Here is a 13796-nt window from a genome sequence, read left to right on the forward strand (position 1 = left end):
ATTCTTGTTGATGGTACATTCAGGTCTGAGGAGTCAGTATGTCAAAAATCCCAGTTCAGATAGGCGTAGCCTTAGCTACATTGATAACTGGTGGAATCGCCAGTGCGACGGTGCAAACACCAATTGAACCTCTAAAGTTCGATCGCACTCCCACCACAATGCCGATCGCACAAGCGCAATTGCTGGATCAATTGTGGCAACAGGTGAGCCAGTTACGGGGTGTGGGTAAATATCGTGAGGCGATCGCGATCCTAGAGCGGATCGTGCAAATTCAGCCAGAAGCGTTCTTAGCGTGGTACTGGCGCGGTGAGATATTCAGTAGTTGGGGACAGTACGAAAGCGCGATCGCATCCTACGATGAAGCGATTCGACTTCAACCCAATTATCTTTTAGCTCAGTATCAGAAAGGACAAGCCTTATACGAACTCCAACGCTACCAGGCGGCGGTGACAACATGGCAACAAGCCTTAACCTTAAACGCTGAATCGGAGTATGAACAAACCTTAATCACCACCGTCATCCCCAAGCAAATTGCCCAAGTGCTCTCATCTGAGTTACAACAGTATAATCAGGCGCTCTCCATCTATGATCAACTCTTGCAAACGAATGAGCAGATGGCGTCAGTTTGGGTAGATCGCGCCGCCGCACTCTATCAACTCGAACGGTATCAAGACGCTGTAGCCAGTGTTGACAAAGCCTTAGAACTTGAACCGCGAAACGCCCTCGCCTGGAAACGGCGGGGATTGGCGCTGTATCAATTAGAACGTTTCGACCAAGCGATCGCGTCTTTAGAACGGGCGGCGAGTTTTAACGGCACAGATTTGGAAGTAACCACCTTACTCTCTATTCTTACCACCTCTGGCGAATCTACCACCGAAGTTCGTGGCGCCCAACAGCGACTTGTAGCGCTGCAAACCGAAATTCGCACCGCCGAAGCCCGATTAGAGACATTGCAGAATGAACGCCAAACCCTAACCGCCCAATTTGAATCCTCTCAATCTCAAGTCAGTCAATCACAACAGCGATTAGTCGCCCTGGGCGAAGAAATTCAAACCGCCCAAACTCAACTCCAATCCTTCCAAGTCCAAATCCGGGAATCTCGACAACAGTTAATCGCCATTCGAGAAGAAATTGACACCGCCCAAGCCCAACTCCAATCCTCTCAAGCGGCGGTGCGACAATCTCAACAACGGTTAGTTGAAGTGCGACAGGAGATTACCAGCGCCCAAGCCCAACTGACATCCCTACAGAGTGAACGGCAAACCCTAGAAGCCCAACTGGTAGCGGTACGTGGCGAAATCGAAACCGCTCAAGAACGCCTCGAAGCCTCCCAAGCGTCTGTGCGACAATCTCAACAACAGTTAGTTGCAGTGCGACAGGAGATTACCAGCGCTCAAGCCCAACTGACATCCCTACAGAGTGAACGCCAAAGTCGAGAGGCGAGACTGGTGGCGATACAGGAGGAAATTGAAACATCTCAAGAACGCCTGGAATCCTCCCAAGCCTCTGTGCGCCAATCACAACAACGGTTAGTTGCAGTGCGAGAAGAAGTTACCACAGCTCAAGCCAGAGTTGAGTCCCTACAGAGTGAACGGCAAACCCTAGAAGCCCAACTGGTAGCGGTACGCGGCGAAATCGAAACCGATCAAGAACGCCTCGAAGTGTCTCGCCGCGAACTCCGCACCGCACAACAACGCCTAAGTACACTGCAAGGGGAAATCCAAACCACGGAACAAAGAATAGCGACGGCTCGAACTGAAGTGCGTCAGTTAGAAGAGCGCAAGACAGTGGAAGCTGAGACATTACAGACTCTACAAGTTCAATATTGCAGTTTGCAAGAAAATTTAAGTGAATTGGAAGTTGCTATCCGTCGAATTCGGGGAGAGTCCCCTGGAGCCGTTCAACGTTGTCAATTGTCAAACGTCGAATAATATCGGTAGTAGGGGCGCAAGGCTTGCGCCCCATTCAATGGTCAAATTTATTCCACAATTTTAGCTGTACCACACCAGTAGGGGCACGACATGTCGTGCCCCTACTAATTCCGGTGTCGTACCCCTACAAATTCCGGTGTCGCGCCCTTACAAATTTCGGTTCAACAGTAAAACCTGTTAAGCGATTTCTCGCGAATCATGATAACACCAAGCCAATACAGTCGCACCGACAATTAACTTAATCGCCTCTAAAAACCAATAGCCTTCATGCATCTGAACCATTCCACTTGTCATACCCGTTGCTGGCTCAAACAGATTCAATTGCATCGCTAGAGCGCTCATCTGGGGCGTCATGATGTAGGTATTAATGAGAGCAATTGCTAACAGAAGCCCAGATAATAAGATCGACCAGCGTCTGACATGATGATATAGATTAGATGTGCCACGCAATGCCAAGATGCTAGTTAACACTAAAGCGGCACAGAGTAACTCGATACGATTAAATATCCAGAAAATCGAATAACCAGCACTGGCAAAACTAGCGTCGTTCAACATACCAGCCGTTCCCAGTGTGGGCATGATCACAAAATCTAGAATGAAGCTACTACTTAACCACAGACCCAAGACAAACAGAGCAATCGTTTGCCAGGTGGGTCGCTTAGCGCTAGTCCCAAAAACAGCATTCATAATTTTTTTCCCTTGAATTCCTCTGTTATTTTCAGCTTAACCAAGATCAGAGCAAAAAAATGTAAAATATTCTTGCGAAGCACTGGCGATAATGTTGCGTTTTTTAAAGTTGTCATTAATGTGAGTAACGGGGATTGGACGGTACCAGGGGATTTGGAGGAAATCAGACCCCTGATTTTAAACGGGATGGCACAAGATAGTCTGATCAATCATGAACTGGGTTTATTTTTGTTTGATCACCCCAATGGACGAATCGGAAATTTATTCCCTGGTGATCCAGGATATGCAGCGGCTGCCCTTTCTCAGCCGAATCTCCAGGTTATCGTTTCACCGGGAGAGACGGGGAATGGACAAAGGACACTGAATGTCGAGAGCGATCGCGCTTTGGGATGGTATTTGATCCCAAATGGCACAACGGAACAGTTTTTACGGGAAAATCCCGACAACTTACTGGGGAATTCCCCCTTAGCCTTTTTCTCAATAATTGCCGCTAACCCCAATGGGAGAGATAATTTCTGGCGACTGTCCCCGAATGAATTTGCCTGGGAAGACCTGACAAACGATAATGATATCGACTTTAATGATGTAATGATCGGCATTCAGTTTGGTTAATCTTTATCTCTAATCGTTTCTACCCAAAAATCCCTATGAAAGCAACCTCCCTCACACCCCTGCAACGATTAAAAATCCCCCCCTACTGGCTTCTTGCCATAACCGCTGGCTTAGTTGCCATTTACATGACACTCAGTTGGAAAGCCGGAGACGAAGCCCAACTCGGCATGAGCGTTTTGTTTTGGCTAGCTGTCGGTTCCCTGCTGTGGGGCAAACGCCATGAGTTAAACCTGGAAAGTGGAGTCCTCCCTAGCATCGCTGGGGCGCTAGTTATTGCCTTTGTCCTGTCGTACAGCGCCAGCATCAGTGGGTTGAGGCTAACCAATGAAAATGTGCAAAGGCTGGCACCCTTACTGCGCCTGCTACCGTTTATTTCTGCCGTTGGTGTCGGTTTACTTGCCTCTGGGTTTAAAGGATTAAAACAATACTGGCAAGAAATAACCATCCTGTTTTTTCTCGGTGGACCGGCTACAATTGCCTCATTTATACCTGATATTTCGCCGATCACGGCTAAATTTTCGGCGTTCATGCTTTGGTATATGGGCTTTCAGGTCTATCTGTACGATAAAGTCTTTATTAATCTGCCTGATGGTGGTGTTAAGGTGTATCATGGCTGTTCCGGCATGGAAGCGATGACCTATGTGCTGGGACTATCCGTGATTTGTCTGATCATGTTTCCCATCGCTGGGCGCAAGCAGTATTTTGTGCCAATCATGGCGTTGATTGTCGGATTTGTCGTTAATAGCTTCCGGGTGGCTTTGATGGCGGTGCTGGCAAATGCCCAAAATATGGAAGCGTTTAAATACTGGCATGAAGGCGACGGATCTCTAGTTTTCGGGATGATTTCCGTGATGGTTTTCGGCGTGTTTTACTGGTTGCTGCTGCGGATGGAGGATGCAACTTCTCCGGAGACTGAGGAGGCATAATGTCCTGGAAACAGGTGCGGGTTTTTGTGTTAGCGCTGATTTTTGGTGCCGTTCTCGTCGTGTTGCTGAAAGTCATTCTGGCAACTCTAGCTGAGAAAGGGCAAGGAAAGTCAGCGGCTAGGCTTCCCAAGGTTGAGTCGTCATTGCCGCCATCGGTAGAGACGCGCCATGGCACAGACACGCCATGGCAAGACGCGCCATGGCACGTCTCTACATACATTCGTACCACTCATAAAGAAAGAGAATTGATTTCCAGAGGTAGGGAAAAAGAGATAATCTATTGAACGTCTTATGTCATGAGTCGGCTAGCCAAATGACATAAGACATAAGACATAAGACCGATAATTAAAACCATGACGCAATCAGAAGAAAAAGATAAATTTGTTCCAGCTATCGACCAACTGTGGAAGTTTAGCGCCGGTTTATCCAAATCCATTGGAGTAGCGCGGTGGATAGGCTATGGTTTATTGATTTTGGCATTCTTCGATGTCGTAGAGATATTTGTACCTCCCCTTTTTATGAATCCCGCTTGGGAATTTCAGACGCTTGGGCAATTGGTGGAACGGGTACCCGTACCCTTGCTGGGATTGGCGCTGGTGTTTTTAGGAGAACGGGATCAACGCACCCGCTTTGAACCTCTAATTCTGAGTATTTTGTCCTGGTTGGCGTTGCTAGTGGGGATTTTGTTCTTTTTACTGGTTCCCTTGGGTGTTGTGAACACAATCCGACTCGAAGCGCGGAACACGGAGCAAATTACTCAGCAGGTTGAACAGCGACAGGCGCAGATTCAACAGGTAAGAGAAGCCATAGGACAAGCGACGACGGTAGAACAGATGCAGCTTCTGATTAGTCAATTGGATAGTCAAGGGCGCACACCACAGATTCAAAATACTCAGCAGTTAGCTGAGGTGAAGCAGCAACTTTCGACATTTCTGGAACAAGGGGAAACTCAACTGCAGGAGCAAGCTCAATCCCAGAAGAAGTCTCAGTTTTTACGGTTATTAGAGAATTCGGTGAAGTGGAATCTAGGTGCTTTGGTTTCTGCAGCGTTGTTTATCAGTATCTGGCGCTTAACCGGCTGGGCGAGACGTAGCGATTGATAGAAGCTGTTATCGGGACACGATATATCCTACTCTGACAGCCTATGCACAGATTAACCTCATCGCCTCATTTCCAGGCACAGCCGTAGACTCATCAGACTCGTTCCCAGGCTCTGCCTGGGAATGTGTTTAGGGAGGCTCTGCCTCTTTGAGCAGACTAAAATAGCCTTAATTCCTTATAACATGTGGTGTTCAGCCGGAATAATGTAGCCATTTTTACCGGATTTCTACAGAAATCTCTGGTATCTTCATCAAAACTTTAAACATTAAGGGTTAATTTTCCGGATATCTTCATCGAAGCTTTATAGACATGTATCGAAGGTTACTTTATATTTAACGATAGAGCGAATTCAATGAAGCTCAAGCCAGATATGGCAAGCGATTTAGGGTTTTGCTCACATCTAGCAACTATCTAGTATTGAATTGAGTTTACTAGTCGTCAACAACCCACGCTTCATCCTTAACGGATAGAAGCGGGGCGTGTAAAAGCGCTCTTGTTGATTAGCCTCGGCTAGGAATAGCTACGTTATGAAGGAATATATAGGTACTTCAAGGTGCTTCACTAGCCTTGAACTCTACGGTTCTAGATTAAACAGTTCTGATGGGTAGGAAGAGTGTCTAGAACAATAAACCCTTCATAACATTGGCGAAGTGAACCACTCGCAAGAGATGAACTTCATCTAGTTCAAACCAATGACAAAAGTGCTAGTAGTTAACAAAGATAGTAGACCATTAATGCCGACAACGCCTCGTAAAGCGAGAAAGTTGCTAGAAGAAGGCAGAGCAAAAGTTTATGCTCGTAGACCTTTTACCATTCAGCTTCTTTACGCTTGTAGAGGTTACACACAGCCTGTGACTTTAGGTATTGATTCAGGTTATCAAACTGTCGGTTACAGTGCTGTAACTGAAAAAGAAGAAGTAATTGGAGGTGAATTTAAGCTTTTAGAAGGAATGTCTGAGCGAATAACAGAGCGTCGAAAATACCGTAGAACTAGACGTAATCGTTTACGACATCGGAAACCAAGATTTGATAACCGCAAACGTAAAGATAACTGGCTTGCTCCTAGTATTCAGCATAAATTTGATAGTCATATCAAGCTGGTTAAGAGGATTAAATCAAGGCTTCCTGTAACTAGAGTTGCTGTTGAGACAGCCAAGTTTGACATTCAGAGAATTAAAGACTCTGAGATTCAAGGGTCACAGTATCAACAAGGCGAACAGTATGCATGGAAAAATGTTTCCTCTTATGTCCGCCATCGTGATGGTTACAAGTGCCAAAATCCTAACTGCAAAAACAAGTCAAAACAGAAAATTTTGCAGGTTCATCATTTAGGGTTTTGGAAGTTGCCACATGATCGAAGTAACAAGCCAGCCAACTTGCTTGCACTTTGCTCGAAGTGTCATACACCAGCTAATCACAAAAAGGGTAAATTCTTGTTTGGATGGGAACCAAAACTCAAGTCATTTAAAGCGGAAACGTTTATGACAATAGTTTATCGAAAACTAATTGAGACGTTAGGGGCTTCAGAGACTTACGGTTACATTACTGAAGCCGATAGAGAAAGTCTTGGATTACCCAAAACTCATAACAATGATGCTTTTGTGATTGCAGGTGGTACAACTCAGGTGCGATGTCAACCTCTTAATTTAGAGCAAACACGAAGAAATAGACGTTCTCTCGAACAGTTTTATGATGCCAAATACCTTGATATCCGAACAGGTAAAAAAGCTACAGGCTCAACACTGTTTTCAGGTAGGCGTACTCGAAACAAAAATTTGAATGATGAAAACCTGAGAGCCTATCGAGGACAAATAGTAAGTATAGGTAGGCGTTCAATCAGAAAATCAAGATACCTATACCAACAAAATGATTTGGTGATATTCGACGGAAACGTTTATCGAGTACGAGGAATGCAAAATCGAGGAACTAGAGTAGCCTTGTATGCTGATAAAAACTTAACGGCTGATGTCAGAAAAATCCAACCCTATTTATGGAGAAAAGGAATTTGTGAACAACTTACATCCTGACTAGCATTCATCTACGCTTGATTCAAAGAATACAAGACGTAGGATTCTGCGAGATCCGGCTAAACAGCACTGACATGAAACGTGCTGCTTTTGTTCCCTTGGTTTTAGCTGCTACTGGCGTAGCCGTCGCCATGTCTAAAAGTAATCAATTATATATAAGCCTATTTTAGGGACTCCCTTTAGGAAATCAAGCTAGCTTGTCACTAATAACTGAGCAACAAAACCCGTCCTTATTCATACGTCATAAGTTATATAAAAAAGCATTCCAACCTGTGTATTCTGCCTTTGGCTTTATTGTGCAATTAAGGAGGTTGGTTTGGTTTAGTTATGAAACCTAACAATAATCAGTTGGGTTTCACTTCGTTCAACCCAACCTACAATAACTCAAAGAATTAACGTAGCCAAGCCAATATCACAAAAAGCTTGACCCCCAATAGTCTTCCTGCGTCAAAAAAACCAGGCTGGGGGTCTTGTTTTTGCTTATTTTTCCTCAAGAGCGCATGAATCCCGATACTTTGATCAAGCTCTCAAATCCTTACCCCATAAGGTATCTAGCCTTATGATGATTAATCTTCATAGAAAGTTTACACAATTCCACTGATTCTTTATTGCTACTTTACCCAACACCCAAGTGAAGTCTCTTATAGTGTGAATATAGCAAAGCAAACACGCCGAAGCAAATCAGTCCAAACGCTTCAGCAATTGAGTTATCTAGTCCTAAGGAGTACTGACATGAAATTCTCTTCTCTTGTTCCCTCTGTTTTAGCCGCTGCTGGAATCGCCGTTGCATCCTCAGCTTTCTCTCCTGCTCAAGCCGCCTTAACACGTTTAGCAAATCCATGTAGCACTTCAGACCTAAGTGGCTCTGTAGCTTGTGAAGGTACTTTTGCTGGTAATGATGCTAATCAAGACCTAGGTGGTCTATTTGGTGTCGATGCATGGTCAGAACTATTTAAAGTAGATAGTGATAGTGGCGTTGATGATGGTTTGACAGTTACTGGTGGCGGTACATCAGGAGGCTGGAGTCTTACAGGCATTGATTTCAACACATCTAATATAATGGTTGTTCTCAAGGGTTCTCAGTCCTTCAGTAGCTATTTACTTGATGGTGCGACTAGTGGGTCATGGAATACTAATGGTCTGGTAAGACCGAACAGTCGTCCCGGTCCTGATTTATCTCACTTCACAGTGTATCAAGCACCCAAACCCGTTACTGATCCTGAAGCTGTTCCCGAACCCCTCACCATCCTAGGTTCCGCTACTGCTCTAGGAATCGGCGGCTTGCTCAAGCGCCAACAGTCCAAAAAGAACAACAAGGCTTAATTGAGTCTCAAATAATTCCTTCCGAGTTTACGTAGAAGCCCAGTAAACTCCTTCTGTAGAGTCAGAAGGAGTTATTTTTTTGTCATTTGTCATTTGTCATTTGTCATCAGTCTCGTAGTGGCGTGGCACAGCTTATTTAGTGAATTAGAATGGGAGCCCGGAAACCGTAGGGGCGCATGGCGTGCGCCCGATTCAATGGTAAGATCTATTCCACAATTTTAGCTGTGTCAGTCCACTACAAATAATCTACTCTCTAAGCATACATTGATACACCAATTAAGATAACTGGTTGACGAATTGCTCCAAGGACTCCACATCTAGAACCACTTCCACTAAACGTTCCAATTGATGAATATCCTGTCTTCTTAACATTGTCTCTACCTCAACCGGAATCTGACCAAATCGAACCGCAAGTAAACGCAACAACTGCTGCAACGCGCCTTCTCGAAAAGCCGCTTCTTCAGGTAAAAGCACTAAATTACCCTGTTGGTCATAAAATCGTAGCCATATTCCTGGTTTATCCTCAATAGCTCCCTCCCAAGTTCCCAACCATAAAGCGAGGCGCTGACACCACAGCCACCCATGAAGGTTAGGATTCAACGCCTGATAGCCTCGCTCTAAATCTAAGCGCCAACCCTGCAAAGAATCTGGCTCAAACGGATTAAACACATAATAATCAGGAGTGCGAAAAGTTTGCTCATAGATATCTTTTTTCACACCTGTGTCCATCGCAGCGGTAGACGGTGACATAAGTTCGATAATTACATCAGGATAGCGACCATTTTCTTCCCAAACAACCCAGCCTTGGCGTTCTCGCTCACCATCCACATTCAAAACCACAAAGAAATCTGGTTCTCTAAAATCTCGATTGCGAATCTGCTGGCTACTGTAGTATATAAACATATTGCCACCGACAAAATAGTCACGGCGATTAGCCATTGCTACTAGCATTGACCGGATTAAGGCATTCATTGCGATGCGGTGACGGTTGGTTTCCAAAGGTTCTCTATCATCAAAAATCAAGTTTGTTGGTGGTACAGGGGTTTCCCCGTCCACAGCCGATATAGGAGTTGATTGTATGTCTCCAGTTGTAGAGGTTGACATGAGGGAATTTCCTTGAGCTGGCTGTAATAATAGTGTTAGGTTAGCCTAGAACGCTGGAATACTGTCTCAAATTCTGCTACTGCAAATCGATTAGATAGATAAGGTAGGGTGGGCATTGCCCACCCTACTACACTGGCAAGGTTAAAACGGTGGTCAAGTATTTTCAAGGAAGCCTTATGAGAGTAGCGATTCAAAAAAATTTTACCCACAACTTTAAGCTTGCCAGTGTACTACTGCCAGATCTCAGTTCAGGTTAGCCGAGAAAAACCCCCTACCCTGGATTTTGACTCGTCATCGGATCGGATAAGATATCAAAGCACAAATAAATGGCAACCGCTTGGGGAAACTCCGGTGTAAATCCGGGGCTGTGCGGCAACTGTCAAGGATGAAATGGCACACTCTTTCAGGGTTTGTCGTCGGTGCTTGAGTGTTTATGGCGCTCACATCGCAACTAGCAACCCAGGTGACATTCCACCTAAGCCAGAATACCTAGCTGTTGCTTATCCACTCTATATTCCCGCCTCGCACGGGAAGGGAGCTTAATTTTAATGCCGACTGTAGAACTTACTCATTTCACTCCAGATTCACTCTCCTTACCCCCACTCCCCCTTAACCGCCCCCTGTTAATGATTGGTCACGGTAGCCGAGATATGGACGGGCGTCAGGGGTTTTTGGACTTTGCCCACGCCTATCAAGGGTTAGACTCCTCTCGCCCAGTTGTACCTTGTTTTCTGGAATTAACCACTCCCAGTATTCAGGAAGGCGTAGACCAATGTGTGGCACAAGGGTATACAGAATTCTCTGTCCTGCCGATTTTGCTGTTTGCCGCACGACATAATAAATTTGATGTCACCAATGAGTTAGACCGCGCTAAAGCCAGACATCCCCAAATCCAATTCCATTATGGGCGTCATTTTGGCATTACCCCGGCAATTCTAGAATTATGGCACCGGCGACTGGCTAAATTGGATCAACCATCAGGGGATAGTTCAACGGTTTCCTCAATTAACAGAAGCGACACTGTTTTACTCATCGTCGGTCGCGGTTCTAGTGATCCCGATGCCAATAGTGATGTCTATAAATTAGCGCGTCTGCTCTGGGAAGGCAGTGGCTACAAAACGGTTGAAATCTGCTTTATTGGGATTACTCATCCCCGTTTAGAGGAAGGCTTCCATCGCGCTCGACTTTTCCTGCCTAAGCGGATTATCGTTCTGCCTTACTTCCTATTTACTGGGGTGCTGGTGAAAAAGATATTTGATATCACGGCGCAGCAGCAAGAGCAATATCCGGACATTACTATGACCTGTTTACCGGAAATGGGTATTCAACCTGAACTGCTTTCAGTATTGCGGGAACGAGAAATCGAAACGCAACTGGGACAGGTGAAAATGAATTGTGAACTGTGTAAGTTCCGGTTAGCGGCGCTGGGGGATAGTACCGGTCACACTCATGATCATGATCACACTCATGACCATCATCACCACCACCACAACCACAATCACTCGGAACATCCCCCTGATCCTTACGCTGATCCCGAAGCTTACCATCAGCGCATTTGGCAAGTTCCTTAGTTTGTCATGAATCATTAGTCATTAGTTATTGCTAATGATTCATGATCAGTCATTTTCTGACAGCATCGGTTGAGGAAAGGGCGACCCCTTGCCAATTGAAGGGATACAGTTGTTGATTTGTACAAGCGGGTCGTCCCTATACAAGGATCAAGAATCCTCGCCCTAAAAGTGCGAGGAGCGTCAACACTACCGAGTAATATGTCCAAAGAATTTAAAGTAGGCGATCGCGTTCGTCTAATTGCTCTACCCCGCTATGTTAAAACAGCAGAACCCATGCCCATGCTGCGACCCCCTGATGTGGTTCGTATTGGCGAAGAAGGCGTGATTCTGGATAGACGTCCAGGCGGATTTTGGGGAATTCGCTTTTCTAAGGGCGCATTTTTAATGGATAGTCAATACATTGAGGCAGTAGAGAGTCATCACAATGGTGATCCCCATCCGTCCTCATCTTCTCCAGAATAACCCGCTCAAATAAAACAAATAAGTTACTGGAATAGTCAGCAGAGTGTCGGGTGTAGAGTGTCGAGTGTGGGGAAAAATTGAGATGATCGGATGGAAAACAGGCTGTCATTGTGCATCATTTGTGGCAACATTACAGCAAAACAATATTATTCCTTGCCGTTACGATGAGTTGAGCGTACCATGTTAACCCAACTGCCCTGATGATGACTATGCCTCAGCAATCCGGATCGATAGAATGGTTTTCAGTAAGTACTACTACTGAATACTGGAGCCAATCTCCAAAATCGCTGTAGCGCTTTGACGAATTGATTCCGGTAAAGTTGAGATTAATAATAATTGGCAGTCTGAGCGTAAAATGGGAGATAGATTTGTACAGCTTCCTAGAGTCTCTCGGCATTGCCAACCCTAATGGCAGTGGCTGGTTAGCAGTTATATTCACCTTCGGGTTAGCTTGGGGGGTAACGTGGTGTTTGATTCCAGCAGTACGCGCGTTTGCCCTGCAAGTGGGTTGGGCTGACCAACCTAATGCTCGACGACTCAACCAAGAACCCCTACCTAATGCTGGTGGATTGGCAATTTACGCGGGAGTCGTGGCGGCGCTAGTCCTGGCTACTCTATTAAGACCGATTGTAATTGAAGGCGTCTTAGCCCAAGTGCTGACGATTTTACTCGGTGGTTCCATCTTAGTCTTGGTGGGCTTTATTGATGACCAATTTGGTCTACCCCCTTATGTGCGCCTCTTTAGTCAAACGCTTACCGCACTATTGCTGATTGCCAGCGATATCCGTATCGAGACCCCATTTGGGACTCCCATTGATCCGATATTCTCAATTGTGTTGACTTGGTTGTGGGTGGTAGGAATTACCAATGCCATTAATTTAATGGATGGAATGGATGGTTTAGCGGGTGGGATCAGTTTTATCACAGCCATGAGTTTGTTGGCAGTTTCGGCGCAGTTTGAAACTAGAGCAGCCGCCACTTTACTTTTAGCCGCGTTGGGAGGTGCAGCACTAGGATTTTTGCGGCACAACTTTCATCCCTCACGGATCATTATGGGAGATGCGGGTGCTTACTTTTTTGGCTATGTACTAGCTGCAACTAGTATTTTAGGTAACCTAAAAGTGACGACGGTATTTGCTCTGGTGCCGCCTGCTTTCTTTTTATTATTGCCTGTACTGGATACAACTCAGGTATTTGTCCGACGACTCCTAGCAGGAAAAAACCCCCTGAAAACTCCGGGTAAAGATCACCTACATCACCGCTTACTGGCTTGGGGTTTTTCCCAACGTCATGCTGCTTTGACCCTTTGGGGTGTTACGTTGGTATCCAACGGACTAGCGATGAAACTCCAAGGTATGACATCAACGGTGATTGTTGTTACTAGTGGTAGTATAGTTTTTCTTCTGGCCTTTACCCTTTGGCAAAGACTACGGACGAAATGACTGGACTAGACCTTCACTGCATTTCCCATACGTTCTCTTTGACTGTTCTCTCCGGGATGGGTTTTACCGATAATGTTTTGGGGATAATCCCTAACTGCACCCGCCTTGGTTGGGGGAGCAGGGAAAGCTTGTTCGAGATTTAGCAGGCTATTGGAAGCAATGATATTACTGAACTGGCACGCTTACTGGTGTTCTCATCTGATCATCCACCTAAAGGTCAGGAAATTAACTTAACTAATTCAACCCAAAGATAGGAGAAAATTCTCACAGTCATTCACTAAGCTGTTGGGTATTCAAACTGCCGATCATGATTTGATCAAAGAGAACAGGAATAGGGGATAGAGAACAAAGAATACGTAATTTAAACTGAAGTTCCCCCCATACAGATGTACTGCGCCCAGCGTCAAGCCTTATACCGTAATGGTTTGAGCGCTCAAGCCCTCAAAAATCGTACCCATGTAGCACTTGCAAAAATAGCGCGATCGCGCTATTTTTTCAATATGACAAGAGATCGGTTGAAACCCACGCTACATCAAGGTTTCAGTGATTGTACCCATGTAGGGCGGCTCAAAAATCGCGGAAAGCCGCACAGTGAGGCAGTTTTGATTTT

The 13796-nt window shown here is 45.4% G+C and carries 13 protein-coding genes; 11 read left to right on the forward strand and 2 right to left on the reverse strand.

Annotation, left to right across the window (positions count from 1 at the left end; all coding sequences use genetic code 11):
- The first annotated feature begins 38 nt into the window (after positions 1–38).
- The gene (locus RLO19_RS22235) at positions 39–1931 is read left to right on the forward strand and encodes a tetratricopeptide repeat protein (RefSeq protein ID WP_446359596.1); all 1893 of its coding nucleotides are present in this window, start codon (positions 39–41) and stop codon (positions 1929–1931) included.
- Between the two features lie 177 nt (positions 1932–2108).
- Here RLO19_RS22235 and RLO19_RS22240 read toward each other — a convergent pair whose 3' ends face one another.
- Positions 2109–2618 (reverse strand): DUF4149 domain-containing protein, encoded by a 510-nt coding sequence (locus tag RLO19_RS22240; RefSeq protein ID WP_446359597.1) that lies wholly within the window; start codon positions 2616–2618, stop codon positions 2109–2111.
- A 72-nt stretch (positions 2619–2690) separates the two neighbouring features.
- Between RLO19_RS22240 and RLO19_RS22245 the strand changes: the two genes are divergently transcribed.
- The 6 genes from RLO19_RS22245 (at position 2691) to RLO19_RS22270 (ending at position 8607) form a co-directional block, all read left to right on the forward strand.
- The gene (locus RLO19_RS22245) at positions 2691–3230 is read left to right on the forward strand and encodes a DUF4114 domain-containing protein (protein ID WP_446359598.1); all 540 of its coding nucleotides are present in this window, start codon (positions 2691–2693) and stop codon (positions 3228–3230) included.
- 35 nt (positions 3231–3265) lie between these two features.
- Positions 3266–4156 carry a cyanoexosortase A gene (gene crtA, locus RLO19_RS22250; RefSeq protein WP_446359599.1) on the forward strand — a complete coding sequence of 297 codons (891 nt, stop codon included), beginning with the start codon at positions 3266–3268 and terminating at the stop codon, positions 4154–4156.
- Positions 4156–4440 carry a hypothetical protein gene (locus tag RLO19_RS22255; RefSeq protein WP_446359600.1) on the forward strand — a complete coding sequence of 95 codons (285 nt, stop codon included), beginning with the start codon at positions 4156–4158 and terminating at the stop codon, positions 4438–4440. The genes crtA and RLO19_RS22255 overlap by 1 nt, the downstream gene beginning before the upstream one ends.
- 69 nt (positions 4441–4509) lie before the next feature.
- Entirely contained in the window at positions 4510–5256 is a 747-nt protein-coding gene (gene hpsJ-A / locus RLO19_RS22260; RefSeq protein WP_446359601.1) for an HpsJ-like protein, cyanoexosortase A-associated, read from the forward strand.
- A 693-nt stretch (positions 5257–5949) separates the two neighbouring features.
- Positions 5950–7284, forward strand: a complete 1335-nt coding sequence (gene iscB, locus RLO19_RS22265) for an RNA-guided endonuclease IscB (protein ID WP_446359602.1) — start codon at positions 5950–5952, stop codon at positions 7282–7284.
- A gap of 732 nt (positions 7285–8016) precedes the next feature.
- The gene (locus tag RLO19_RS22270; protein ID WP_446359603.1) at positions 8017–8607 is read left to right on the forward strand and encodes a PEP-CTERM sorting domain-containing protein; all 591 of its coding nucleotides are present in this window, start codon (positions 8017–8019) and stop codon (positions 8605–8607) included.
- A gap of 276 nt (positions 8608–8883) precedes the next feature.
- Here the strand turns inward: RLO19_RS22270 and RLO19_RS22275 are convergent, their stop codons facing one another.
- Complete coding sequence (locus RLO19_RS22275; RefSeq protein ID WP_446359604.1) at positions 8884–9711, reverse strand: Uma2 family endonuclease; 828 nt, start codon at positions 9709–9711, stop codon at positions 8884–8886.
- Positions 9712–10259: 548 nt separating this feature from the next.
- On the opposite strand from RLO19_RS22275, the gene RLO19_RS22280 reads away from it, so the two are divergent.
- The 4 genes from RLO19_RS22280 to RLO19_RS22295 all read left to right on the forward strand — a co-directional run.
- Positions 10260–11282 carry a sirohydrochlorin chelatase gene (locus tag RLO19_RS22280; RefSeq protein WP_446359605.1) on the forward strand — a complete coding sequence of 341 codons (1023 nt, stop codon included), beginning with the start codon at positions 10260–10262 and terminating at the stop codon, positions 11280–11282.
- A 198-nt stretch (positions 11283–11480) separates the two neighbouring features.
- Positions 11481–11744: a regulatory protein SipA gene (gene sipA / locus RLO19_RS22285; protein ID WP_446359606.1), complete on the forward strand. Its 264-nt coding sequence runs from the start codon at positions 11481–11483 to the stop codon at positions 11742–11744.
- A gap of 362 nt (positions 11745–12106) precedes the next feature.
- Positions 12107–13186 carry an MraY family glycosyltransferase gene (locus tag RLO19_RS22290; RefSeq protein ID WP_446359608.1) on the forward strand — a complete coding sequence of 360 codons (1080 nt, stop codon included), beginning with the start codon at positions 12107–12109 and terminating at the stop codon, positions 13184–13186.
- A gap of 386 nt (positions 13187–13572) precedes the next feature.
- On the forward strand, positions 13573–13796 hold a 224-nt coding region (locus RLO19_RS22295; protein WP_446359607.1), incomplete at its 3' end, for a hypothetical protein.

It is taken from the genome of Coleofasciculus sp. G2-EDA-02, from assembly GCF_040226375.1.
Taxonomy (GTDB): Bacteria; Cyanobacteriota; Cyanobacteriia; order Cyanobacteriales; family Coleofasciculaceae; genus Coleofasciculus.

Coding starts and splice junctions, on each gene's coding strand:
- RLO19_RS22270 (WP_446359603.1), top strand. CDS start 8,017: ATGAAATTCTCTTCTCTTGTTCCCTCTGTTTTAGCCGCTGCTGGAATC.
- crtA (WP_446359599.1), top strand. CDS start 3,266: ATGAAAGCAACCTCCCTCACACCCCTGCAACGATTAAAAATCCCCCCC.
- iscB (WP_446359602.1), top strand. CDS start 5,950: ATGACAAAAGTGCTAGTAGTTAACAAAGATAGTAGACCATTAATGCCG.
- RLO19_RS22240 (WP_446359597.1), bottom strand. CDS start 2,618: ATGAATGCTGTTTTTGGGACTAGCGCTAAGCGACCCACCTGGCAAACG.
- RLO19_RS22275 (WP_446359604.1), bottom strand. CDS start 9,711: ATGTCAACCTCTACAACTGGAGACATACAATCAACTCCTATATCGGCT.
- hpsJ-A (WP_446359601.1), top strand. CDS start 4,510: ATGACGCAATCAGAAGAAAAAGATAAATTTGTTCCAGCTATCGACCAA.
- RLO19_RS22280 (WP_446359605.1), top strand. CDS start 10,260: ATGCCGACTGTAGAACTTACTCATTTCACTCCAGATTCACTCTCCTTA.
- sipA (WP_446359606.1), top strand. CDS start 11,481: ATGTCCAAAGAATTTAAAGTAGGCGATCGCGTTCGTCTAATTGCTCTA.
- RLO19_RS22235 (WP_446359596.1), top strand. CDS start 39: ATGTCAAAAATCCCAGTTCAGATAGGCGTAGCCTTAGCTACATTGATA.
- RLO19_RS22255 (WP_446359600.1), top strand. CDS start 4,156: ATGTCCTGGAAACAGGTGCGGGTTTTTGTGTTAGCGCTGATTTTTGGT.